Here is a 23,481-nt window from a genome sequence, read left to right as displayed (position 1 = left end):
TGCCTAGCCGGAGGCCTGCGCCATGCTGAACAAGTTCTTCCTCGATCACCCCGCCGATGTCGGCGAGTCCTATAGCGAGCATATGCGCGCGGCGTCGGGCTACGGCTTCACGCTGATCGGGGCGGGTCTCGCCTGCCTCGTCCACGCCGCGGTGCCGGCCTTTTTCAAGACCAAGGGCAGCGACACGATCCGCGCGCTCCATGAACGACTGGTCCGCAAGCGCGGCGCCCAGCGCGATGCCCAGACCGAGGCGCGCTACGGCGGATGGGTGATCTGAACCCGGCGCAAGCCCCGATCGACGCGCCGCTTCTCCTCGATCGCGGCGACGGCACCCGCCTCGCCTTCCGTTTCCGCCCCGGGCGCGGCCCGGCACTGCTGTTCCTCCCCGGCTACATCTCGGACATGAAGGGCAGCAAGGCGGTCGCGCTCGACGCCTGGGCCGAGCAGACCGGCCGTGCGATGCTGCGCTTCGACTATTCCGGCTGCGGCGAGAGCGAAGGGGATTTCGAGGACGGCACGCTGGCCCGCTGGCGCGACGATGCGCTGGCGATGGTCGATGCGAGCGAGGGCGATTGCGTGCTGGTCGGCTCGTCGATGGGCGGCTGGCTGATGCTGCTGATCGCGCTCGCCCGGCCGGATCGCGTCCGCGCCCTCGTCGGCATCGCGGCGGCGCCCGATTTCTCGGACTGGGGCTTCGATCAGGACGCAAAGATGCGCATCCTCCAGCAGGGCCGGATCGAACAGCCTTCGCCTCATGGCCCGCCGATGGTGACGACCCGCGCCTTCTGGCAATCGGCCGAGTCGCAACGCCTGCTGCACGGGCCGATCGCCTTCGATGGCCCGGTTCGCCTGCTCCATGGCGAGGCCGATGCGGATGTGCCGACCTGGGTGTCGCAGCGCATCGCCGCGCTCGTCCGTTCAGCCGATGTGCAGACCGTCCTGGTCAAGGATGGCGACCATCGCCTGTCGCGCCCGCAGGATATCGCCCTGCTGCTGCGCACCGTCGAAACGCTGATGGAGATCCTGTGATCCTGCTCGCCCTGCTGCTTGCTGCCGCCCCCACCCCATCCACCGGGCCCGCCGACTTCCGTTCCAGCGAGGTCCGCTTCGGCGATTGCGTGCGGCAGAGCGATCTCGATCCCGCCGCCGCACAGCAGACCGCGATCGCCTGGGCGAAGAGCGGCGGCGGCGTGCCGGCCGCCCAATGCCTCGGTATCGCCCGCTCCGCCGCCGAGAATTGGGCCGGCGCGGTCGATGCCTTCACCACCGCCGCCAATCTCGCCGATCAGACCCATCAGCCGGTCGCCGCCGCCAATCTCTGGGTCTCGGTCGGCAATGCCGCGCTGGCCGGCGGCGATCCCGCCAAGGCGCGCGAAGCCTTGACCACCGCGATCGCCTCGCCGGCCCTGTCCGATCCGCTGAAGGGCGAAGCCTATCTCGATCGCGCCCGCGCCGCCGTCGCCGCCAACGACGATCCTGCCGCGCGCGTCGATCTCGATCAGGCGGTGAAGCTGGTGCCCGCCGATCCGATGGCGTGGCTGCTCTCGGCCACCCTCGCCCGCCGGATGAACGACCCGACGCGCGCTGCTACGGACATCAAGGAGGCGATGACGCGCGCGCCGAACCAGGCCGATATCCTCTACGAGGCCGGCAATATCGCCGGCGCCGCGGGCGACATGAGCGGGGCACGCGAGCAGTGGACCCGCGCGGCCACGGCCGAGCCGGGCAGCGACGCTTCCAAGCGCGCCCGCGCCGAACTCGCCGCGACCGGCGCGCCGCTGCCACCGCAACCGGCCAAATCGCTTCCCTCCGGGCGCTAGCCATCGCGGCCCGGCGACCCTAGATGGATCGGGCCATGAAATATCTCCACACCATGATCCGGGTTTCGGACCCGGCCGCATCGATCCGCTTCTTCGAGCTGCTGGGCCTGAAGGAAACCCGCCGCATGGAAAGCGAGAAGGGTCGCTTCACCCTCATCTACCTCGCCGCCCCCGGCGACGAGGCGGCCGAGGTGGAGCTGACCCATAATTGGGACGAGACCGGCTATGACGGCGGCCGCAATTTCGGCCATCTCGCTTATGCGGTCGAGGACATCTACGATCTTTGCCAGACGCTGATGGACGCCGGCATCACCATCAACCGCCCGCCGCGCGACGGCCACATGGCCTTCATCCGCACGCCGGACAATATTTCGATCGAGCTGCTCCAGGCCGGCGAGCGACTGGCCCCCGCCGAACCCTGGGCCTCGATGCCCAACACCGGCAGCTGGTAAGCGGGATGGCGGTCGAGCAGGCGATCGAACTCGTCGCCGTCCCGGCGCTCAGCGACAATTATGTCTGGCTGATGCACGATGCGGCCAGCGGCGAGACGGTCGCGGTCGATCCGGGCGAAGCCGCGCCAGTGCTGAAGGCGGCCGAGGATCGCGGCTGGACGATCACGCAGGTCTGGAACACCCACTGGCACCCCGATCATGTCGGCGGCAATGCGGAGATCAAGGCGGCGACCGGCGCGACCATCACCGGCCCCGCCGAGGAAGGCCGCATCCCGACGCTCGATCGCATCATCGGCGAGGGCGATGGCGTCCGCATCGGCGTCCATGAGGGGACCGCGATCGCGGTCGGGGCGCACACCTCCGGGCACATCGCGATCCATCTGCCGGGCGAGGCGATCGTCTTCACCGGCGACACGCTGTTCGCGATGGGCTGCGGCCGGCTGTTCGAGGGCACGCCCGCCGACATGTTCGCCGCCATGCGCAAGCTGGAAGCCCTGCCCGGCGAGACGCGGGTCTGCTGCGGGCATGAATATACTGTGTCGAATGGCCGTTATGCCGTGGTCGCCGAGCCGAACAATGACGAGGCGAAGGCCGCGCTCGCCCAGGCCGAAAGGCTGCGCGCCGAGGGCAAGCCGACGCTCCCCTCGACCATTGCGGCCGAGCGCGCGACCAACCCGTTCATGCGTGCCGCCACTTCCGAGGAATTGGGCGAACGACGCGCCGCCAAGGACAGCTTCAAGGGTTAGGCACAACCGCCCGGTCTTCGCGTTATAAGGGGCAGGTCGTGCGAGTCAGAAAGGATTTCGCCATGCGCATCCCCGCTTCCCTGCTCATCCTCGCTTTGCTCGGCACGCCGTTGGCCGCCCGCGCGCCCTCGATGGAGAAGATGCTGGCCGGCCGCACGCCGGGCAAGCCGCAGGGCTGCATCATGCAGTCCCAGATCGACGACTCCACGATCTTCGACCAGGGTGCGATCCTCTATCACATGAAGGGCGGCCCCGATTATCTGAACACGCCGACGCCACGCTGCCCATCCTTGCGCAGTGACAGCTTCATCGTCAGCCACACCTATTCGAACCAGCTGTGCCGCGGCGACATCTTGCAGGTCCACGATCAAGCCAGCGGCATGGATTTCGGGGGCTGCCCGCTCGGCGATTTCGTCCCCTATGCGCGGGTGAAGACGCCCAAGCCTCAATAGGCCGCCGCCTTGTAGAGCGCGTCCAGCCGCGCGCCGTAACGTTCGCGGATGACGTGGCGGCGGATCTTCAGCGAGGGCGTCAGCTCGGCATTCTCGATCGCGAAAGCCTCGTCCGCCACCAGCACCCGGCGCACCTTCTCGGTGCTCGACAGATCGGCATTCACCCGATCGACCGCCGCCTGAATCGCGCGCTGGAAGGCGGGATCGCGTGCCAATGCCGCGTCGTCCGCCACGCCATGATCACGCGCCCATTCGGCCCGCCATTCGGGATCGGGCACGACCAGCCCGACCAGATAGGGTCGCCGATCCCCCGACACCATCGCCTGGAGGATTTCGGGCTGGAGCGTCATCATCCCCTCGACTCGCTGGGGCGCGACATTGTCGCCCTTGTCATTGACGATGATGTCCTTCTTGCGATCGGTGATGACCAGCCGGCCCGCCCCGTCGACATGGCCGATGTCGCCGGTCGACAGCCAGCCCTCGCCATCGAGCACGCGCGCCGTCTCCGCCTCATTCTGCCAATAGCCGTGCATGACCAGTTCGCCGCGCACCTGGATCTCGCCATCCTCGGCGATCCGGATCTCGGTGTCGGCGAGCGGCGGCCCGACGGTATCGAGCTTGATCCCGGCGCGGGGCCGGTTGCAGCAGATCACCGGCGCGGCCTCGGTCTGGCCATAGCCCTGCAACAGCGTCAGCCCGAGCGAGGAGAAGAACCGCCCAACCTCCGGGTTGAGCGGCGCACCGCCCGAGACCAGCGCCTTCAGCCGCCCGCCGAAGCGGCCCTTCACCTTGCGGCGGATGGTGGCGGAGAGCAGCATGTCCATCGGCCGCTGCCACAGCGTCGGCGCATCGCCCATCGCCTGGGCACGGCCGAGCAGCCAGTGCGGCACCGGCCCCTGCTTCTCGATCGCCTTGGCGATGCGGGTGCGCAGCACCTCGAACAGGCGCGGCACCACCACCATGATCGTCGGCCGTACCTCTTCGATATTGGCGGCGAGCTTCTCCAGCCCTTCCGAATAATAGATCTGCCCGCCCAGCCCGATCGGCAGATGCTGGCCGGCGGTATGCTCATAGGCGTGGGAGAGCGGCAGGAAGGAGAGGAATATCTCCTCCCCCCAGCCGAAATCTTCCGAGATCAGGCGCGAGGTCGCCGCGACATTGTGGAGGATCGCGCCATGATGCTGCATCACCCCGCGCGGCGCACCGCCGGTGCCGGAGGTGTAGATCAGGCAGGCGAGGTCCGCCCGCTGGAAGGCGCGGGCCGCCTCGGCGCAGGCGGCGACATCGCCCGGTGCATCGGTCAGCGCATCGAACGGACAGAAGGCGAACGGACCCTGCTGGCCGATCTTCATCGCATCGATGCCGACGACCAGGCTCACCTGCCCCGATCGCAGCACCGCCGGAATCAGCGTCGCTGCGAGTTTGGCGGTGGAGACGATGACGCCGCGCGCGCCGCTATTCTCCAGCACATGCGCGTGATCGCGGGTGGTGTTGCTGGTGTAGGCGGGCACGGTGACGCAGCCCGCCGCCATGATCGCGAGATCGGCGATGCACCATTCGGGGCGGTTTTCGGAGACGAGCAGCACCCGGTCGCCGGGTCGCAAGCCCTTCTCGCGCAACGCCGCCGCCAGCGCCGCGACCTTGCCGGCCGCTATGCGCCAGCTCATCGCCACCCACGCGCCCTCCTGCTTGCGCCACAGGAAGGGGGCATCGCCCTGCTCCGCCGCGCGCGTGAAGAACATGGTGACGAGATTGGGGAAATGTTCGAGCAGACGCATAATCTCTCCGCCCCTGCCGATACGCTGCCGGCAGGCTATCGCATGACGCTACGGTTTCGGCCGGTTCCTGAGGCAGCGCAAGCCTGCGCTGCGACGATCAGGCGCCGATCGCCTCGGCGATGCTGCCGAATCCGTCCCGCTCCAGCAGCGGCACCAGCCCGCTTGCGATCCGCTTCGCCAGCCCCGGCCCTTCATAGACCAATGCCGAATAGAGCTGGATGAGGCTCGCCCCCGCGCGGATACGGGCATAGGCATCGGCCGCCGAGGCGATGCCGCCCGCCGCGATCAGCGGCACCCGCCCGCCGGTGGCGTGGCGGAAATCGCGCAGCCGCTGGAGCGCCAGTGGCCGCAGCGGCTCGCCCGAAAGCCCGCCCTGCTCGCCGGCGAGGCCCGAGGACAGAGGCGGCCGCGAGACGGTGGTGTTGGCGACGATCAGCGCATCGACCTTGCGATCGATCACGACGCGCGCGATCGCGTGGATGTCGTTCGGCTCCAGATCGGGCGCGACCTTGAGGAAGATCGGCGGCCCGCCCTCGCCCCGCGCCTCGATCGCACCGGCCAGCAGCTCGTCCAGCGCCGCCGCCTCCTGCAGGGCGCGCAGGCCCGGGGTGTTGGGGGACGAGATGTTGATCGTCAGATAATCCGCCACCGGCGCCATCGCGCGGACGCCGGCCGCATAATCGGCGATGCGATCGGTCGCGTCCTTGTTGGCGCCGACATTGACCCCGACGATACCCCCGCGCTGGCCGGTACGCGCCCGCGCCGCCAGCCGGGCGAAGGCCGCCTCCTGCCCGCCATTGTTGAAGCCCATGCGGTTGATCACCGCCTGATCCTCGACCAGCCGGAATAGCCGCGGCTGCGGATTGCCGGCCTGCGGCTGCGGCGTCAGCGTGCCGACCTCGACGAAGCCGAAGCCCAGCCCCAGCATCGCATCCGGCACGCGCGCGTCCTTGTCATAGCCTGCCGCGAGGCCGACCGGATTCGGGAAATCCAGCCCCGCGATCCGCACCGCGAGCCGGGGATCGGCAGCCGGCGGCGATCGCCGGGGGAATCGCTCGAGCGCGGCCAGCGACCAGTGATGCGCCCTCTCCGCATCGAGGCGGAAGATCAGCGGACGGATAAAGGGGTAGAGCATGACGCGGCGCTAATGCACGCCGCGCCCGCTGTCATCCTCACTTCGGTCGTACCCGAGCAGGGGAAGCACCACCGACGCCGCACCCGATTCCCGAAAGCGGTGAGGCCCAAATTGAGTGGCTGATAGGGACTGATCGCCCTTGACCGCGCCCCCTGCCGGGACCACATGGCAATTCGGATCGAATCAGTCCGGATTGAGAATGGATCGCAACAAGACATGCGTCTTTCGAGCCTAGCCGATTATGCCGTGGTGATGATGGCCGCCGCCGCGCGCCATGGCGCCGACGCCCGCTTCTCCGCGACCAACCTCTCGGCCGAGACCGGCGTGCCGCTGCCCACCGCGCAGAAGGTGATGGGCAAGCTGACATCCGCCGGCCTGCTGGCTTCCTCGCGCGGCGCGGCGGGCGGCTTCATGCTGGCGCGGTCGGCCGAAACGATCAATCTCGCCGACATCGTCGAGGCGGTGGAGGGGCCGATCGCGCTGACCTCCTGTGTCGACGAGGCCAAGCATGATTGCGCGCTCGAAAATGCCTGCAAGGTCCGCCCGCATTGGGGCGTGGTGAACGATGCCGTGCGTGGCGCCTTCGCCGGCGTGTCGCTGGCCTCGCTCTCTCACCCCGTTCGCCCCGAGCCTGTCGAACGGCTGCCCTTCTCCGCGAAGGGGACGGGCGGTGCTTCGACAGGCTCAGCACGAACGGATCTCATGTCGGTAGGTATTGCGTAATGGCCACCCAGAATCTCGAAGCCCTCGCGGCCGCCGAGAAGCTCTCCACCTATGAGTGGGGTTTCTCGTCCGATATCGAGCAGGAATTCGCGCCCAAGGGATTGAGCGAGGATACCGTCCGCTTCATCTCCGCCAAGAAGAATGAGCCGGAATGGATGCTCGACTGGCGGCTGAAGGCCTATCGCCTGTGGCTAACGATGACGCCGCCCGATTGGGCCAAGCTCAACGTGCCGCCGATCGACTATCAGGACGCCTATTATTACGCCGCGCCCAAGGCGAAGCCCAAGCTCGGCTCGCTGGACGAGGTCGATCCCGAGATCCTGCGCACCTATGAGAAGCTCGGCATCCCGATCGCCGAGCAGAAGCTGCTCGCCGGCGTGGTCGAAGAGGTCGATCCCGATGCGCCGCCCAAGCGCCGCGTCGCGGTGGATGCGGTGTTCGACAGCGTGTCGGTCGCCACCACCTTCCGCGCCGAGCTGGAGAAGGCGGGCGTGATCTTCCGCTCGATCTCGGAAGCGATCAAGGAATATCCCGATCTGGTCCGCAAGTGGCTCGGCAAGGTCGTGCCGCAGCATGACAATTATTTCGCCGCGCTCAACTGCGCGGTCTTCTCGGACGGCACCTTCGTCTACATCCCCGAGGGCGTGCGCTGCCCGATGGAGCTTTCCACCTATTTCCGCATCAATGCGGAGAATACCGGCCAGTTCGAGCGCACCCTGATCGTCGCCGACAAGGGCAGCCATGTCTCCTATCTGGAAGGCTGCACCGCCCCGCAGCGCGACGAGAACCAGCTCCACGCCGCCGTGGTCGAGTTGGTCGCGCTGGACGATGCCGAGATCAAATATTCGACCGTGCAGAACTGGTATCCGGGCGATGCCGACGGCAAGGGCGGCATCTACAATTTCGTCACCAAGCGTGCGCTCTGCCAGGGCAAGAACAGCAAGGTGAGCTGGACCCAGGTGGAAACCGGCAGCGCGATCACGTGGAAATATCCGAGCTGCGTGCTGGCCGGCGAGAACAGCGTCGGCGAATTCTATTCGGTCGCTGTCACCACCAACCGCCAGCAGGCCGATACCGGCACCAAGATGATCCATCTCGGCAAGGGCAGCCGCTCGACCATCGTGTCGAAGGGCATCTCGGCGGGGCGATCGGACAACACCTATCGCGGCCTCGTCCGCGTCGGGCCGACCGCCGAGGGCGTGCGCAACTTCACCCAGTGCGACTCGCTGCTGCTCGGCGACCAGTGCGGCGCGCACACCGTGCCCTATATCGAGGTGCGCAATCCGTCGGCCCAGATCGAGCATGAGGCGACCACCTCCAAGATCAGCGACGACCAGCTCTTCTACGCGATGTCGCGCGGGCTGGATGCCGAGGCAGCGGTGGCGCTGATCGTCAACGGCTTCGCCCGCGAGGTGCTGCAACAGCTACCGATGGAGTTCGCCGTCGAGGCGCAGAAGCTGCTGGGGATTAGCCTCGAAGGCAGTGTGGGATAATTTTCAACCGTTCGTCCCGAGCGAAGTCGAGGGACGGGCGGCAGACGGAGCGCTCGGGGCACGTACCTCGACTGCGCTCGGCACGAACGGATTTGAACGGAAGCGTAAAGCAATGCTCAAGATTGAAAACCTCCACGCCGAGACCGCCGGCAAGGCGATCCTCAAGGGGATCACGCTCACCATCAATCCGGGCGAGATCCATGCGATCATGGGGCCGAACGGCGCCGGCAAGTCGACGCTCGCCTACACGCTCGGCGGACGGCCGGGCTATGAGGTGACCGATGGCACCGCGACCTTCGACGGGCAGGATCTGCTCGCCCTCGAACCGCATGAGCGCGCCGCCGCCGGCCTGTTCCTGGGCTTCCAATATCCGGTCGAGATCCCCGGCGTCTCCAATCTCCAGTTCCTGCGCACCGCGCTCAACGCCCAGCGCACCGCGCGCGGCGAGAAGGAGCTTTCGGGCGGCGAGTTCATCAAGCTGGCGCGCGGCGAGGCCGATGCGCTCGGCCTCGATCCCGACATGCTCAAGCGGCCCGTCAATGTCGGCTTCTCGGGCGGCGAGAAGAAGCGCAACGAGATGGTCCAGATGGGCATCATCGCGCCCAAGCTCGCCATCCTGGACGAGACCGACAGCGGCCTCGACATCGATGCGCTGAAGGCCGTCGGCCACGGCATCAACACGATCATGCGCAAGCCCGACAAGGCGGTGCTGCTGATCACCCATTATCAGCGGCTGCTCGATTATGTGAAGCCGGACTATGTGCATGTGCTGGCCGCCGGCCGCATCGTCCGCTCGGGCGGGCCGGAGCTGGCGATCGAGCTGGAGCGCGAGGGCTATGCCGAAACGATCGGAGAGGTGGCGGCGTGATGCAGCGTCTTTCCTTCCGTCATCCTGACGAAGGTCAGGATCCAGACGCGCAGCGCGAGAGGATCGGGCCGAGTGCGTCTGGATCCCCGACCCAGTCCGGGATGACGAAGAAGGGGTGTGTCGCATGACCGCTCTCGCCCTCCCCACCATCCGCGACGAGGCTTGGCGCTGGTCGGATCTCGCTGCGCTCCCGGCGCTGGCCGAGGGCAAGCCCAGCGGCCAGCCCCGCACGATCGACGAGCTGTGGATCGATATCGCCGGCCCGCGCCTGCTGTTCGTGGACGGCGTCTATGATGCCAGCCGGTCCAATCCCGGCCCCGTCCAGATCGGCCCCGCCGATGCCACGGCCGCGAAGCACGCGCTCGGCCGCCTCGCCGGCAACGCCGGCTGGTCGCTGACGCTCGGCCAGGATGCCGCGACCGACCCGATCCAGATCGTCCATGTCGCCAGTGGCGGTGCCAACCATCTCGCCGCGCAGGTGACGCTGGAGGAGGATGCGGTCGCCTCGATCGTGGAAAGCTATGCCGGTGACGGCTGGTCCAACCGCGCCGCCTCCTTCACGCTGGCCCGATCGGCCCGCGCGATGGTCGCCCGCCGTTTCCTGCACGACAGCGGCTTCCAGTCCCACGCCGACACCGTTGAGATCGGCCAGGCCGCCAGCTTCGTCGCCACATCGCTGGTCGCAGGCGCGGCCGACAGCCGGCTCGACGGGCATCTGACCATCACCGGCGAGCAGGCCTTCGCCGAGGCCGGCGGCGCCCTGCTCGGCCGTGCCAAGCAGCGCCACGATGCCGCCTTCGCCGTCCGCCATGCCGCAGCCCATGGCCAGAGCCGCCAGATCTGGCGCGCGGTCGCGGCCGACCAGGCGGTGGCCTCCGTCGCCGCCCGCGTCGAGGTCGCCCGCCACGCGCAGAAGACCGACGGCGAGCAATCGCTGCGCGGCCTGCTGATGCAGCGCACCGCCGCCGTGAACCTCAAGCCGGAACTCGAAATCTTCGCCGACGACGTGAAGTGCGGCCATGGCGCGACGGTGGGCGAGCTGGACAAGCAGAGCCTGTTCTACTGCGCCTCGCGCGGCATCCCGCCGCAGGAGGCCCGCGCCATCCTCACCCGCGCCTTCGTCGCCGACGCCCTCGCCCGGATTGGCGACGAGGCTGTACGCGAGGCGTTTTCGGACACCGCATTCGGATGGCTTTCGGCATGACCCAGACATTCGTTTCGGATCGCCCGCTCGACAAGGTCGCCGATTTCCCGGCGATCCCGCATGGCTGGGCCTATCTCGACACCGCGGCGACCGCGCAGAAGCCGACCCCGGTGGTCGACGCGATCGACCGCGCCTATCGCCAGACCTACGCCACCGTGCATCGCGGCGTGTACCAGCGCTCCGCCGACATGACGCTGGCCTATGAGGCGGCGCGGCGGCGGGTGGCGCAGTTCATCGGTGCCGGTTCGGACCAGGAAGTGGTGTTCGTGCGCGGCGCGACCGAGGCGATCAACCTCGTCGCGCAGAGCTGGGGGCTGACCCACCTCAAGCCCGGCGATCGCATCCTGCTCTCGACGCTCGAGCATCACAGCAACATCGTGCCGTGGCAGCTGATCCGCGAGCGCACCGGGCTGATCATCGACGTCTGCCCGCTGACCGAAGACGGCCGCATCGATCTCGACGCCGCGGAAGCGATGCTTACCCGCGATCATAAATTGGTCGCGCTGGCCCATGTCTCCAACGTGCTGGGCTCGGTGCTCGACGTGAAGCGCGCCGCCGATCTCGCCCATGCCGTCGGCGCGAAGATCCTGATCGACGGCTGCCAGGCGGTGCCGCGCCTGCCCGTCGACGTGACCGCGCTCGGCGTCGATTTCTACGCCTTCTCCGGCCACAAGCTCTACGGCCCGACCGGGATCGGCGTGCTGTGGGCGCGGCCCGAGATTCTCGATTCGATGCCGCCCTGGCAGGGCGGCGGATCGATGATCGACAAGGTGACGTTCGAGCAGACGACCTTCCTCCCCGCGCCGGCGCGGTTCGAGGCGGGGACGCCGCACATCGTCGGCGTGATCGGGCTGCACGCGGCGATCGATTATGTCGAGAGCATCGGCCTCCCCGCGATCCATGCCCATGAGACGGCGCTGGTGGCCGAGACGCGGGCGGCGCTCGCCGGCATTAATTCGGTGCGGCTGTTCGGCCCGGACGATAGCGCCGGCATCGTCAGCTTCACGATCGAGGGGGTGCATCCCCATGATATCGGCACCATATTGGACGAGAGCCGGGTCGCGATCCGCGCCGGGCATCATTGCGCGCAGCCGCTGATGGCGGCGCTGGGCGTGGACGCCACGGCCCGCGCCTCGTTCGGAGTCTATAACGGGCCTGACGATGTGCAGGCGCTGATCGAAGGTATCGAGCGTGTTACGCGGATTTTTGGGTAAGGTCTTTGGCATGAGCGGAAACGGGATCATGGTCGAGGAAGCGGATACGGCGCCGGACAAGCGCGAGCGTCCGCGCCTGGACGACGCCGAGGTGCGCGCCGATCTGCGCGAAGATACGGCCTCTGGCGGAGCAGCCGCTGCCGAGCCGAAGATTGCCGAACGCCCGAAGGATTATCTGGAAGGTTTTCTCTCGCAGAAGCCCGCCGAGATATCCGGCGAAGAGCCCGGCGGCGCGCTTTACGAGGCGGTGATCGACGCGCTCAAGGACATCTACGATCCCGAGATTCCGGTGAACATCTATGATCTCGGCCTTGTCTACAATGTCGAGATCGCAGGCGGCCACACCGTCGTCACCATGACGCTGACGACGCCCAACTGCCCGGTCGCCGAATCGATGCCGGGCGAGGTCGAGATGCGCGTCGCCGCGGTGCCGGGGGTCGGTTCGGCCGAAGTGAACCTGATCTGGGATCCGCCGTGGGATCCGCAGAAGATGTCCGACGAGGCCAAGCTCGAACTGGGGATGCTGTGATGAGGCGTGCGCTCAGCCTCCCCTTTGCTCCGTTGGTGTCGAGCCTAGTTGAGACACGCTTCGCTTTCACCCGCTTCACGTCCCTCGACTTCGCTCGGGACGAACGGAGGTCTGCATGACCACCATTGCCACCGCAACCACCACCGCCCCCCGCCGCCCCCGCCCCGCCGCGCTCAATCTCACGCCGTCGGCCGAGCAGCGCATCGCAGATCTGATGGCGAAGGCGCCCGAAGGCACGATCGGCGTCAAGCTCTCGACCCCGCGCCGCGGCTGCTCGGGGCTGGCCTATTCGGTCGATTATGTCGGCGAGGCCGATCCGATGGACGAGCGGATCGAAACGCCCGGCGGCAGCTTCTTCGTCGATGGCGGATCGGTGCTCTACCTGATCGGCTCGACGATGGACTGGGTGGAGGATGATTTCACCGCCGGCTTCGTCTTCGCCAATCCCAACGCCAAGGGCTCGTGCGGCTGCGGCGAAAGCTTCATGGTGTGAAGACGCAGGGTGTGATGGACGCGCGCGCACGGCAACGCTAGGTGCGCGCGGATATGCCCCCCGCCCTCGACCATATCCGCGCGTGGATCTTCGATCTCGACAACACGCTCTATCCGGCGAGCGCGGACCTGTTCGGGCTGATGGACGTGCGGATGACCGCCTATGTGGCGCGCACGCTGGGGCTGGACGATCTGGTCGAGGCCCGCCGCATCCAGAAAAGCTGGTTCCAGCAGCATGGCACCACGCTCTCCGGCCTGATCGACGAGCATGATGTCGATCCGCACCACTATCTCGCCGACGTCCACGATATCGATCTCGACGTCCTGGCCGAGGATGCCCGCCTCGCCCGGCTGATCGCGCGCCTGCCCGGCCGCAAGCTGGTCTTCACCAATGGCGACGAGCCCTACGCTCGCAAGGTGCTCGCGCGGCTCGGCCTGTCGGAGAGCTTCGAGGCGATCCACGACATCCATGCCTCGGCCTACAAGCCCAAGCCGCACGCGGCGAGCTACGCCGCGATGATCGAAGCCTTGGGCGTCGATCCGCGGGAGAGCCTGTTCGTCGAGGACATGGCGCGCAACCTCGCGCCTGCCAAGGCGCTGGGCATGACCACGGTATGGATCGACAATGGCTCCGAGCAGGGCCACGACGCCGATCGATCCTATGTCGACTACACCATCACCGATCTTGCCGACTGGCTCCACTCCGTGCTTGGGGACTCCGAATGACCGCCGAACTCACCGCCACCATCGATCAGGCCTGGGAAGAGCGCGACACGCTGGACCATCAGACCGCAGGGCCGATCCGCTCCGCGGTGGAAACCGCGATCCGCGGTCTCGACGATGGTAGCTATCGCGTCGCCGAGAAGGTGGGCGATGAGTGGCGCGTCAACCAGTGGCTCAAGAAGGCCGTGCTGCTCTCCTTCCGGTTGCGCGCCAACGAGGTGATCGATGGCGGCGCCGGCGGCGCCCCCGCCTTCGACAAGGTGCAGAGCAAGTTCGACTACTGGACCCGCGACACCTTCACCGAGGCGGGATTCCGCGTCGTCCCCGGCGCGATCGCGCGGCGCGGCGCGTTCATCGGCAAGGGCGTCGTGCTGATGCCGAGCTTCGTCAACATCGGCGCCTATGTCGATAGCGGCACGATGGTCGATACCTGGGCGACGGTCGGCAGCTGTGCCCAGATCGGCAAGAATGTGCATCTCTCGGGCGGCGCCGGCATTGGCGGCGTGCTCGAGCCGCTCCAGGCCAATCCGGTGATCATCGAGGATGGCTGCTTCATCGGCGCGCGCGCCGAAGTGGCCGAGGGCGTGATCGTGCGCGAGGGCGCGGTGCTGTCGATGGGCGTCTATCTCGGCGCCTCGACCAAGATCGTCGATCGGGCGACCGGCACGATCCATCGCGGCGAGGTGCCGGCCTATTCGGTGGTGGTCCCCGGCACGCTGCCCGATCCGAACGGCGGCCCCTCGCTCTATTGCGCGGTGATCGTGAAGACGGTCGACGCGCAGACCCGCTCCAAGACCGCGATCAACGAACTGCTCCGCGATTGAGACCGTTCGCCACCCTGATCCTGGCGGCATTGTGCGCCGGCACCGCATCGGCCGAACTGCCGAGCGCGCCGGCGCGCATCCTCGCCACTTTCCCGCACGACACCAGCGCCTTCACCGAAGGCCTGCTGATCCGCGACGGCCAGCTCTATGAGAGCACCGGCTATGACGGCCAATCCTTCATCCGCCGGAAGGATCTCGCCACCGGCCGGGTGATCGAGAGCGTGAAGATCCCGCCCGGCCTGTTCGGCGAGGGCATCGTCGATTGGGGTGACAAGCTCTACAGCGTCACCTGGCACGGCGGGCGCGGCTTCGTCTGGAATCTCGACGGGCTCACCAAGGCCGGTGAATGGCATTATGACGGCGAAGGCTGGGCGATGACGCGCGACGCGCATCGCATCATCCTGTCCGACGGCACCTCGGTGCTGCGCTTTCTCGATCCGGCGACGCTGAAGGTGACGGGTCGGCTGAAGGTGACCGCAGAGGGCAAGCCGATCGACCAGATCAACGAGCTCGAATATGTCCATGGCGAGATCCTCGCCAACATCTGGCAGACCGCCTACATCGCCCGCATCGATCCGCGCACCGGCCATGTGAAGGGCTGGATCGACCTGCGCGCGCTGTGGGACAAGGCCGGCACCACCGGCGTCGACGCGGTGCCCAACGGCATCGCCTACGACCATGCGACCGATCGGCTCTACGTGACGGGCAAGGATTGGCCGATGCTGTTCCAGATCGCGCTGCCGGGGCATACGGGCTAAATCTCTCTGTCGACAGACGATGTATTCCCGTTGCGAAAGGGCAACAGCACTGTCTATTCAGGTGTTTTAGCCTGACGAAGTGTTATGCCGATCCAGTATCCGGTCAAACCGAAAACAATCTTGATATGCGATTATAGCGCCGGCGGTTTTCGACCGCCGGAAATGGTCAAACGCAGACCCGCAGTCGTGATTACTGGCGCCCTTCCGGGGAGAGGCAACCTGCACACGGTAGTCCCGCTGAGCGGCACACCGTCAGATGCCAGAAACAGGTATCATTGCCGAATCGAATTGGATCAACCGCTGCCGGCCCCCTTTGCCGAAACAATATGGTGGGTCAAAGCGGATATGATTGCGACCGTCGGCTTTGACCGCTTGGATTTATTCAGAACGGCAAGGGATCAATACGGAAAACGTAAATACCTTAATAACTTGCGCATTTCCGATGAGCATTTCTCAACTATCCATCAAGCCATTCGGCATGCTTTGCTTATACCACTTGACAAATAGGAGTCGGCGACTCATATCGCTCTCGCTCGCTCAGGAGGAAACTCGCTGAGCCTCAAGACCTCCGCAAGGAGGCGACTATGCCGATAGCGATAACAAGCTAGGCATAGTTCGATTAACCCCCGGACCTTGCGGTTCGGGGGTTTCGTTTTTATCGTGACTCAGCGAGCAGCTTCGCCATATCCGGGCCGGTCCAGTCCTTGCCGCCGGCAGTGCGCCAGACTTCCTTGCCCTTCGCATCATAGAGGATGGTGACCGGCAATTCGGCCGCGCCGACCGCCGTCATCAGCTTGTTCTTGGCATCGGTATAGGCAGTCAGCGCCTTGATGCCGTGGGATTTCCAAAAGGGCTGGACGTCGGCATCGCCGCCCATGTCCTCGCTGATCGCCACGACCGCCATCTTGCCGGTGCTGTCCGCCGCCAATTGGTCGAGCGCGGGCAGTTCCTTCACGCAGGGCGCGCACCATGTCGCCCACAGATTGACCAACGCCGGATGGCCGCGGAAGCTCGCCAACGTGGCCGGTGCGCCGCCGGGCGCGGCGAACGGCATTGCCGGCATCGCCTCGCCCTTGTGGCTGCGATCGACGCCATCGGCGGCCGGTGCGGTGGGGAAGGCATCGGCGACGGCGCTATTGTTGCTCACATTGTTACCGGCGCTTGCTTGCTCGTTGGCCGGCTTGGCCTTATCGCAAGCCCCGATTCCAAGGGCGATGACGAGCGGGAGACAGGCGATCAGCGCGGACGACGAAAACGCCGGAAAGGGTGAGGGGCGCAAGGACAGCTCCAACCAGATGTGGGGCGGGCGCTTCGCTGAAGGCCCGGCCGCGGTGATGCGCGAGATCAACGCTTCGATCCCGTTCGACAAGAGGCTCTGGCGACAGGACATAGCCGGCTCCAAGGCCCATGTCGCCATGCTCGGCAAACAGGGAATCGTCGCGGAGGCCGATTCGGTTACAATCGCCGCCGGTCTGGATCGCGTCGCGGCCGAATATGAGGCCCACGGCGTCGCCGTCGATCTCACGCTCGAAGACATCCACATGGCGACCGAGAGCCGGCTGGCGGAGCTGATCGGCCCGGCCGCGGGCCGTCTCCACACCGCCCGCTCGCGCAACGACCAGGTCGCGACCGACTTCCGCCTGTGGGTGCGCGATGCGATCGACGCGGTCGATGCTGGCCTCGCCGCGCTCCAGGCGGCACTCGTCACCCGCGCCGACGAGCATGCGGCGAGCGTGATTCCCGGCTTCACCCATTTGCAGGCGGCACAGCCGGTAACGCTCGGCCATCATCTGATGGCCTATTACGAGATGGTCCGCCGCGATCGCTCGCGCTTCGCCGACGCCCGGGTGCGGATGAACGAATCGCCGCTCGGCGCCGCCGCGCTGGCCGGCACCGGCTTCCCGATCGACCGGCAGGCGACCGCGGGCGCGCTCGGCTTCGACCGGCCGACCGCCAATTCGCTCGATTCGGTATCCGATCGCGATTTCGCGCTCGATTATCTGATGAGTGCCGCGCAGGCCTCGCTCCACCTCTCGCGGCTGGCCGAGGAAATCGTGCTGTGGGCCTCCCAGCCGTTCGGCTTCGTGGCGCTGCCCGATCAATGGTCGACCGGCTCCTCGATCATGCCGCAGAAGCGCAACCCCGATGCGGCCGAGCTGGTGCGCGGGCATAGCGGGCGGATCGCCGGCTGCCTGACGTCGCTGATGATCACGATGAAGGGCCTGCCGCTGGCCTATTCCAAGGACATGCAGGACGACAAGCCGCCGGTGTTCGAGGCGCACGACCTGCTGGCACTGTCGATCGCGGCGATGACCGGGATGATCGAGACGCTGACCTTCCGCACCGATCGGATGCGCGCCGCCGCCGAAGCCGGCTTCTCCACCGCGACCGATCTCGCCGACCGGCTGGTGCGGGTGGCGGGCGTGCCCTTCCGCGAGGCGCATCACATCACCGGCGCGGTGGTGAAGCTGGCCGAGGGCAAGGGCTGCGCGCTCTCCGACCTCAGCCTCGCCGAATTGCAGGCGGTCGATCCGCGCATCGACGCAGGGGTGCGGGACGCGCTATCGGTGGATGCCTCGGTCGCGGCGCGGGCCAGCGAGGGCGGCACCGCGCCGGTGCGGGTCCGCGAGGCGGTGACGCGCGCCAGGACGGTATTGGGGATGAACACATGAACAGGGCCGCGATCGCAGCGCTCGGCGCCTTCGTCCTGCTCGCCGGCTGCGGCAAGCGGCCGGTGCTGCGACCGGCCGACGGCAAGGCGCTGCCGCCCAAGGCGCTGACCGCGAGCGCCCAGCCGGGCGTCGCCGCGCTGCTCTCGCTGCCGGCGCAGGCCAAGCCGACGCGCGATGACGAGCTGGTCATCAAATCCCAGCCGCTCGCCCCCGATCGCTTCGATCTCCCTCCTCCCGGCTGACCCGATCCCATGGACCATTTTGATCTCCGCGACGGCGCCCTGCACGCCGAGCAGGTGCCGCTGGACGCGATCGCCGATGCGGTGGGCACGCCCGTCTACGTCTATTCGGCGGCGACGATCCGTCGCCATGTCCATGTCTTCCGCGATGCCGTCGGCAGCCTCGTCCATGACGGGCAGGCCCCGCTCGTCGCCTTCGCGGTGAAGGCCAATCCCAATGCGGCGGTGCTCTCCGTTCTTGCCGGGTTGGGCTGTGGCGCGGACGTCGTATCGGGCGGCGAGCTCAAGCGGGCTCGCGCCGCCGGCATTCCGGCCGAGCGCATCATCTTCTCCGGCGTTGGCAAGACCGCCGAGGAGATGGCGCTGGGGCTGCGCGAGGGCATCGGCCAGTTCAACCTCGAATCCGAGGAAGAGGCGATCACCTTGTCCGAGGTCGCAACCGCCCTCGGCGTGACGGCGCGCGTCGCCTATCGGGTCAACCCGGATGTCGATGCCGGCACCCATGCCAAGATCTCGACCGGCAGCTCCGAGAACAAGTTCGGCATCGCCTTCGACACCGCGCCCCAGGCCTATGCCCGCGCTGCCGCCTTGCCGGGCCTCGCGGTGCAGGGCGTCGCGGTCCATATCGGCAGCCAGCTCACCGATCTCGATCCGCTCCGCCAGGCCTTCGCCCGGATCGGCGCCCTGATCGAGACCCTGCGGGCGGACGGGCACGACATCCGCACGGCCGATCTCGGCGGCGGCCTCGGCGTGTCCTATGATCCCGCCCTGCCGGCGCCGCCTTCGCCGGCCGCCTATGGCGCGATGGTGGCCGCAGCGACCGCGGGCTGGGCCTGCCGCCTGATCTTCGAGCCCGGCCGGCTCATCGTCGGCAATGCCGGCGTGCTGGTCACCAGCGTGATCCGGGTGAAGCCCGGCGTCCATTCGCCGTTCGTCATCGTCGACGCGGCGATGAACGACCTGATGCGCCCCGCGCTCTACGACGCCTGGCACCATATCCGCGCCGTCCGCCCGTCCGGCGAGCGGTTCGAGGCCAATGTCGTCGGCCCGGTCTGCGAGACCGGCGACACCTTCGCGATGCGGCGTGGCATGGACAAGGTGAAGCAGCAGGATCGCCTCGCCTTCATGACCGCCGGCGCCTATGCCGCGACCATGGCGAGCACCTACAATAGCCGCCCGCTGACGCCGGAAGTGATGGTGTCCGGCGATCGCTGGGAAATTGTGCGGGCACGCCAGCCGGTCGAGGCACTGATCGCCGCCGACAGCGTTCCAGCCTGGATTTTCGAACAACCGACGGAGGATTGATGATCGCGAAGATACGCAAGGCGGTATTCCCGGTCGCCGGTTTCGGCACGCGCTTCCTGCCCGCCACCAAGGCGGTGCCCAAGGAGCTGCTGCCGATCGTCGATCAGCCGCTGATCCAATATGCCATCGACGAGGCCAAGGCCGCCGGGATCGAGCAGATGATCTTCGTCACCGGCCGCGGCAAGGGCGCGATCGAGGATTATTTCGACATGGCCTTCGAGATCGAGACCGATCTCGCCGCCAAGGACAAGCAGGCGATCATCGACAAGCTCGCCCCCACCCGGCTCGGGCCGGGCGAGGCGGCGTTCGTGCGCCAGCAGGAAATGGCGGGCCTCGGCCATGCCGTGTGGTGCGCCCGCCACCTGACCGGCGACGAGCCGTTCGCGGTGATCCTGCCGGACGAGCTGCTGTGGAATCCGGCCAGCCCGTGCCTCAGCCAGATGCTGGAAACCTATGAGGCCAAGGGCGGCAGCGTGATCGCCGTCGTCGAGGTGCCGCAGGCGCATACCAGCCGCTACGGCATCGTCGATCCCGGCGCGATCGACGGCAAGGCGATCGCGATCAACGGCTTCGTCGAAAAGCCGAAGCCCGAGGATGCGCCGTCGCGGATGGCGGCCGTGGGCCGCTACATCCTCGATCCCAAGGTGATGCGCCTGCTCGAAGGACAGGAAAAGGGTGCCGGCGGCGAAATCCAGCTGACCGACGCGCTCGCCAAGCTGATCGGCCACGAGCCCTTCCACGCCCATGTCTTCGAGGGCGCGCGCCACGATTGCGGCGAGAAGGCCGGCTTCATCCAGGCCAATATCGCGCTCGCGCTCGAGCGGGACGATGTCGGCCCGCAGGTCCGCGCCTTCATCCAGGGTCTCTGATTCGACGCCTCTCTTCCTGTCGGGGGAGAGGCGTCGACCCGGCCTCGGGCGTGACACTGCTTGGCAAGCCGGCCGGGCGGGACGACAAGAGACCATGCACAGCCTCCCCGTCTTCCTGCGCCTCGACGGCCGGAACGTCATCCTGCTCGGCGACGGCGATGGCGCCGATGCGAAACGGCGCCTGCTCGAACGCGCCGGCGCCGCTATCGTCGGCGAGGATGGCCACGCCGCACTCGCGATCGTCGCGATCGAGGACGAGGCGGCCGCCAGCGCGGCGGTTGCGCGGCTGCGTGGGCGCGGCATCCTGGTCAACGCGGTCGATCGGCCGGCGCTATGCGATTTCACCCTGCCCGCGATCGTCGATCGCGATCCGGTGCTGATCGCGATCGGCACCGGCGGCGCGTCGGCCGGCCTCGCCAAGGCGCTGCGCCAGCGGTTCGAGACGCTGCTGCCCGCCGGCCTCGGCCGCCTCGCCGACGCCCTGCATCGCGCTCGCCCGGCGATTCGCGCCCGCTTTCCCGATTCCGCCGACCGCCGCCGCGCGATCGATGCAGCCCTCGATCCCGGCGGCGCGCTCGATCCGTTCGGCGGACGGGATGATGTCGTGGGCTGGCTGCAGGAGGCCGGTGCATCGCCGCCGGCTACCACCCTCCGCATCATGCTCCGTTCCGATGATCCCGACGATCTCACTTTAGCCGAAGCGCGGTGGCTGGCGCGCGCCGACACCGTGTTCCATGATCCCGCCGTGCCGGCCGCGATCCTGTCCCGCATCCGCGCCGACGCCACGATCATCGCCGGCGTAGACGGTCCACGTCCGGCGTCCGGCGTCACCATCGTCCTCGACGCCGCGGGATGAGGCTCCATCACCATCCTCGCTGTCAAATGCGGGCCGGCGTTTCGACGTCCGGCAAGCGAGGGCGACGCGCTTCCGCTTGTAGCATCCCCCGCACCACGCTAATCGCGGGGGCAGTAGCATGGCTCGCCCTATCCGACAGACGCCCCGACCGGCTCCGCCGCCCGAACCGCCCCGCACCAAGCGGAACGGATGGGTGAAGGCGTTGATGACCGCCCTCAAGATTTTCGCCGGCCTGCTGGTGATGGCGATCATCGCCCTGGTGGTGGCGGTCGGCGTCACGATGTCGAGCCTGCCGAGCTTCGACCAGCTCAAATCCTCGCCCAACGGCCAGATGATCCGGGTCCATGCGATGGACGGCACCGTGCTCGTCTCGCTCGGGCCGAGCTATGGCCAGTGGCTGCATTCCGATCAGATCCCGCAGGTGATGAAGGATGCGATGGTCTCGGTCGAGGATCGGCGCTTCTACGAGCATCCCGGCGTCGATCCGATCGGCATCATCCGCTCGATCGGCGTGCGTGCCGAGCGCGGCCACTGGACGCAGGGTGGCTCCACCATCACCCAGCAGCTCGCCCGCAACGTCTTCCTGACCAGCAACAAGACGTTCGGCCGCAAATTCCGCGAGGCGATCATCAGCCTCGCGCTCGAGCGGAAATTCTCCAAGGACGACATCCTCGATCTGTATCTCAACAAGGTCTATTTCGGCGGCGGCAGCTACGGCATCGACGCCGCCAGCCGGAAATTCTTCGGCCATGGTGCCGATCATCTGAGCCTCGGCGAGGCGGCGATCATCGCGGGGCTGGTCAAGGCGCCGTCCAACTATTCGCCGACCGCCGATGCGCAGGCCGCGGTCGATCGGGCGCAGGTCGTGCTCCAGACGATGGTCGAGACCGGCAAGATCAGCCAGACCGATGCCGCGGACGCGCAGCCCTCGGCGGTGAAGCTCGCGCCCGATTCCAAGCAGAATAGCGTCCGCTACTTCACCGATTGGGCGCTGCCCCAGCTCAACACGCTGATCGACGACCAGACCGACCCGCTCGACGTGTGGACGACGCTGGACCTCGACAAGCAGCGCCAGGCGGATCGCGCGATCGCCGAGGATACCCCGGCCGGGCTTCAGGGCGCGCTGGTGTCGATGGAGCGATCGGGCGCGGTGCGCGCGATGGTCGGCGGCAAGGACTATATCACGTCCAACTATAACCGCGCGGTGACGGCGGAGCGCCAGCCGGGTTCGGCGTGGAAGCTGTTCGTCTACCTCGCCGCAATCGAGGCCGGCCACAAGCCCGACGAATCGATCGTCGACGAGCCCGTCACCATCGACGGCTGGAGCCCGCGCAACGACGAGCGCAGCTATTCCGGCCAGATCAACATCCGCACCGCCTTCGCCTTCTCGCTGAACACGGTGGCGGCCAAGCTGGGCCAGATGGTCGGTTTCGATACCGTCGCCGACATGGCGCGCCGGTTCGGCATCACCACCGAGATCAACACCCATCCCTCGATGGTGCTCGGCACCTCCGACGTCCACCTGATCGACATGACCCGGGCCTTCGCCGAGATCGACAACAATGGCGTGATGGTCCAGCCCTATGCGATCGAGCGGGTCGTCGGGCCGGGCAACAAATTGCTCTATCAGCATGCGGTGCCCGAAAATCGCGTGCTGGTGGCGCCCTGGGTGGCCGCCGAGATGACCGACCTGTTGCAGACGGCGGTCAACACCGGCACCGCCCGCGCCGCGCAGATCGGCCGGCCGGTGGCGGGCAAGACCGGCACCACCTCGTCCAACAAGGATGGCTGGTTCCTGGGCTTCTCCTCCGGCCTCACCACCGGCGTGTGGATGGGCCGCGACGATGCCAAGTCGAACCCCGGCCTCTATGGCGGGCGGGCGCCGGCCCACGCCTTCGCCGACTATATGAAGGCCGCCGTCGCCGATCGCCCGATCGAGCAGTTCGACACCCAGGTGACGCTGCCCGAGTGGCAGCTCGAGCCCGATGACGAAGCCTATTATGGCCAGCCCGACAACGGCATCCCGACGATCGACCCCAATGGCCAGACGATCCAGCCGAACGGCGGCGCCGATGGCGATCCCGGCCAGCCGATCACCGATGGCGGCGATCAGGCGGCGCCGGCCGCGCAGCAGCCCGCGCCGCGCCATCGCAGCGACGACGATGACTGGCAGGGCCCGCCGCCCCCGCCGACACCCGCAGCCCGCCCCGCCCAGCGCCTCGACCAGAATTGGCTGAACGGCGTGCTCGGCCGGAAGGGCAATGGCGGCACGGCGCCGCAGCAGCCACAGCCGCAAAACTGATGCTGCTCCCCGCCTGAAACGGCGGGG

Annotated in this window: 26 protein-coding genes; 23 read left to right on the top strand and 3 right to left on the bottom strand. The window is 67.5% G+C overall.

The features are described 5' to 3' along the window. The first annotated feature begins 22 nt into the window (after positions 1 to 22). The 6 genes from PBT88_RS00250 to PBT88_RS00225 all read left to right on the top strand — a co-directional run bounded on the left by PBT88_RS00250 (position 23) and on the right by PBT88_RS00225 (position 3,470). Positions 23 to 277: a DUF6356 family protein gene (locus PBT88_RS00250; protein WP_270077265.1), complete on the top strand. Its 255-nt coding sequence runs from the start codon at positions 23 to 25 to the stop codon at positions 275 to 277. Then, positions 265 to 1,029 (top strand): alpha/beta fold hydrolase, encoded by a 765-nt coding sequence (locus PBT88_RS00245; protein ID WP_270077264.1) that lies wholly within the window; start codon positions 265 to 267, stop codon positions 1,027 to 1,029. Before PBT88_RS00250 ends, PBT88_RS00245 begins: the two co-directional genes overlap by 13 nt. Next, positions 1,026 to 1,820 carry a tetratricopeptide repeat protein gene (locus tag PBT88_RS00240; RefSeq protein WP_270077263.1) on the top strand — a complete coding sequence of 265 codons (795 nt, stop codon included), beginning with the start codon at positions 1,026 to 1,028 and terminating at the stop codon, positions 1,818 to 1,820. The genes PBT88_RS00245 and PBT88_RS00240 overlap by 4 nt, the downstream gene beginning before the upstream one ends. A 35-nt stretch (positions 1,821 to 1,855) precedes the next feature. After that, complete coding sequence (locus PBT88_RS00235; protein ID WP_270079341.1) at positions 1,856 to 2,272, top strand: VOC family protein; 417 nt, start codon at positions 1,856 to 1,858, stop codon at positions 2,270 to 2,272. Positions 2,273 to 2,277: 5 nt separating this feature from the next. Then, complete coding sequence (gene gloB / locus PBT88_RS00230) at positions 2,278 to 3,018, top strand: hydroxyacylglutathione hydrolase (RefSeq protein ID WP_270077262.1); 741 nt, start codon at positions 2,278 to 2,280, stop codon at positions 3,016 to 3,018. A 62-nt stretch (positions 3,019 to 3,080) separates the two neighbouring features. After that, positions 3,081 to 3,470, top strand: coding sequence for a hypothetical protein (locus PBT88_RS00225; RefSeq protein ID WP_270077261.1), 390 nt, complete (start codon positions 3,081 to 3,083; stop codon positions 3,468 to 3,470). Here PBT88_RS00225 and PBT88_RS00220 read toward each other — a convergent pair. Both PBT88_RS00220 and PBT88_RS00215 read right to left on the bottom strand, forming a co-directional pair. Further along, a complete protein-coding gene (locus PBT88_RS00220) occupies positions 3,464 to 5,248 on the bottom strand; it encodes an AMP-dependent synthetase/ligase (protein ID WP_270077260.1) in 1,785 nt (594 codons plus the stop codon). The genes PBT88_RS00225 and PBT88_RS00220 overlap by 7 nt on opposite strands. 97 nt (positions 5,249 to 5,345) lie before the next feature. Next, entirely contained in the window at positions 5,346 to 6,383 is a 1,038-nt protein-coding gene (locus tag PBT88_RS00215) for a quinone-dependent dihydroorotate dehydrogenase (protein ID WP_270077259.1), read from the bottom strand. Positions 6,384 to 6,599: 216 nt separating this feature from the next. Between PBT88_RS00215 and PBT88_RS00210 the strand changes: the two genes are divergently transcribed. The 11 genes from PBT88_RS00210 to PBT88_RS00160 all read left to right on the top strand — a co-directional run bounded on the left by PBT88_RS00210 (position 6,600) and on the right by PBT88_RS00160 (position 15,718). Then, the gene (locus PBT88_RS00210; RefSeq protein ID WP_270077258.1) at positions 6,600 to 7,106 is read left to right on the top strand and encodes an SUF system Fe-S cluster assembly regulator; all 507 of its coding nucleotides are present in this window, start codon (positions 6,600 to 6,602) and stop codon (positions 7,104 to 7,106) included. Continuing rightward, complete coding sequence (gene sufB / locus PBT88_RS00205; protein WP_270077257.1) at positions 7,106 to 8,599, top strand: Fe-S cluster assembly protein SufB; 1,494 nt, start codon at positions 7,106 to 7,108, stop codon at positions 8,597 to 8,599. Before PBT88_RS00210 ends, sufB begins: the two co-directional genes overlap by 1 nt. Positions 8,600 to 8,711: 112 nt before the next feature. Then, on the top strand, positions 8,712 to 9,467 hold the full coding sequence (sufC, locus tag PBT88_RS00200; RefSeq protein ID WP_270077256.1) for a Fe-S cluster assembly ATPase SufC: 756 nt from the start codon (positions 8,712 to 8,714) through the stop codon (positions 9,465 to 9,467). A 124-nt stretch (positions 9,468 to 9,591) separates the two neighbouring features. Continuing rightward, positions 9,592 to 10,671 (top strand): SufD family Fe-S cluster assembly protein, encoded by a 1,080-nt coding sequence (locus PBT88_RS00195; protein ID WP_270077255.1) that lies wholly within the window; start codon positions 9,592 to 9,594, stop codon positions 10,669 to 10,671. Next, positions 10,668 to 11,885, top strand: coding sequence for an aminotransferase class V-fold PLP-dependent enzyme (locus PBT88_RS00190; protein WP_270077254.1), 1,218 nt, complete (start codon positions 10,668 to 10,670; stop codon positions 11,883 to 11,885). The genes PBT88_RS00195 and PBT88_RS00190 overlap by 4 nt, the downstream gene beginning before the upstream one ends. Before the next feature lie 10 nt (positions 11,886 to 11,895). Next, positions 11,896 to 12,414, top strand: coding sequence for an SUF system Fe-S cluster assembly protein (locus PBT88_RS00185; RefSeq protein ID WP_270077253.1), 519 nt, complete (start codon positions 11,896 to 11,898; stop codon positions 12,412 to 12,414). A gap of 115 nt (positions 12,415 to 12,529) precedes the next feature. Next, positions 12,530 to 12,907 carry a HesB/IscA family protein gene (locus PBT88_RS00180; protein ID WP_270077252.1) on the top strand — a complete coding sequence of 126 codons (378 nt, stop codon included), beginning with the start codon at positions 12,530 to 12,532 and terminating at the stop codon, positions 12,905 to 12,907. A gap of 53 nt (positions 12,908 to 12,960) precedes the next feature. Next, the gene (locus PBT88_RS00175) at positions 12,961 to 13,632 is read left to right on the top strand and encodes a pyrimidine 5'-nucleotidase (protein ID WP_270077251.1); all 672 of its coding nucleotides are present in this window, start codon (positions 12,961 to 12,963) and stop codon (positions 13,630 to 13,632) included. After that, positions 13,629 to 14,453, top strand: coding sequence for a 2,3,4,5-tetrahydropyridine-2,6-dicarboxylate N-succinyltransferase (dapD, locus tag PBT88_RS00170; RefSeq protein WP_270077250.1), 825 nt, complete (start codon positions 13,629 to 13,631; stop codon positions 14,451 to 14,453). Before PBT88_RS00175 ends, dapD begins: the two co-directional genes overlap by 4 nt. Next, the gene (locus PBT88_RS00165; RefSeq protein WP_270077249.1) at positions 14,450 to 15,211 is read left to right on the top strand and encodes a glutaminyl-peptide cyclotransferase; all 762 of its coding nucleotides are present in this window, start codon (positions 14,450 to 14,452) and stop codon (positions 15,209 to 15,211) included. The genes dapD and PBT88_RS00165 overlap by 4 nt, the downstream gene beginning before the upstream one ends. 84 nt (positions 15,212 to 15,295) lie before the next feature. After that, positions 15,296 to 15,718 carry a type II toxin-antitoxin system PemK/MazF family toxin gene (locus tag PBT88_RS00160; RefSeq protein WP_270077248.1) on the top strand — a complete coding sequence of 141 codons (423 nt, stop codon included), beginning with the start codon at positions 15,296 to 15,298 and terminating at the stop codon, positions 15,716 to 15,718. 148 nt (positions 15,719 to 15,866) lie between these two features. On the opposite strand, the gene PBT88_RS00155 is transcribed toward PBT88_RS00160, so the two are convergent. Further along, complete coding sequence (locus PBT88_RS00155; protein ID WP_270077247.1) at positions 15,867 to 16,358, bottom strand: TlpA family protein disulfide reductase; 492 nt, start codon at positions 16,356 to 16,358, stop codon at positions 15,867 to 15,869. Positions 16,359 to 16,506: 148 nt separating this feature from the next. Here PBT88_RS00155 and argH point away from each other — a divergent pair, with 148 nt between their 5' ends. The 6 genes from argH to PBT88_RS00125 all read left to right on the top strand — a co-directional run bounded on the left by argH (position 16,507) and on the right by PBT88_RS00125 (position 23,454). Beyond that, complete coding sequence (gene argH / locus PBT88_RS00150) at positions 16,507 to 17,883, top strand: argininosuccinate lyase (RefSeq protein WP_270079340.1); 1,377 nt, start codon at positions 16,507 to 16,509, stop codon at positions 17,881 to 17,883. Then, positions 17,880 to 18,125, top strand: coding sequence for a hypothetical protein (locus PBT88_RS00145; RefSeq protein WP_270077246.1), 246 nt, complete (start codon positions 17,880 to 17,882; stop codon positions 18,123 to 18,125). The genes argH and PBT88_RS00145 overlap by 4 nt, the downstream gene beginning before the upstream one ends. 9 nt (positions 18,126 to 18,134) lie before the next feature. Next, positions 18,135 to 19,427 carry a diaminopimelate decarboxylase gene (gene lysA / locus PBT88_RS00140; protein WP_270077245.1) on the top strand — a complete coding sequence of 431 codons (1,293 nt, stop codon included), beginning with the start codon at positions 18,135 to 18,137 and terminating at the stop codon, positions 19,425 to 19,427. Positions 19,428 to 19,429: 2 nt separating this feature from the next. Then, on the top strand, positions 19,430 to 20,296 hold the full coding sequence (galU, locus tag PBT88_RS00135; protein ID WP_270079339.1) for a UTP--glucose-1-phosphate uridylyltransferase GalU: 867 nt from the start codon (positions 19,430 to 19,432) through the stop codon (positions 20,294 to 20,296). A 94-nt stretch (positions 20,297 to 20,390) separates the two neighbouring features. Continuing rightward, entirely contained in the window at positions 20,391 to 21,152 is a 762-nt protein-coding gene (locus PBT88_RS00130; RefSeq protein WP_270077244.1) for a precorrin-2 dehydrogenase/sirohydrochlorin ferrochelatase family protein, read from the top strand. Between the two features lie 205 nt (positions 21,153 to 21,357). Beyond that, positions 21,358 to 23,454, top strand: coding sequence for a transglycosylase domain-containing protein (locus tag PBT88_RS00125; RefSeq protein ID WP_270077243.1), 2,097 nt, complete (start codon positions 21,358 to 21,360; stop codon positions 23,452 to 23,454). The last annotated feature ends 27 nt before the right edge of the window (positions 23,455 to 23,481 follow it).

It is taken from the genome of Sphingomonas abietis (assembly GCF_027625475.1).
GTDB lineage: Bacteria > Pseudomonadota > Alphaproteobacteria > Sphingomonadales > Sphingomonadaceae > Solisphingomonas > Solisphingomonas abietis.
The sequence above is the reverse complement of the archived record's forward strand: the minus strand, read 5'-3'. Positions and strand labels throughout refer to the sequence as shown.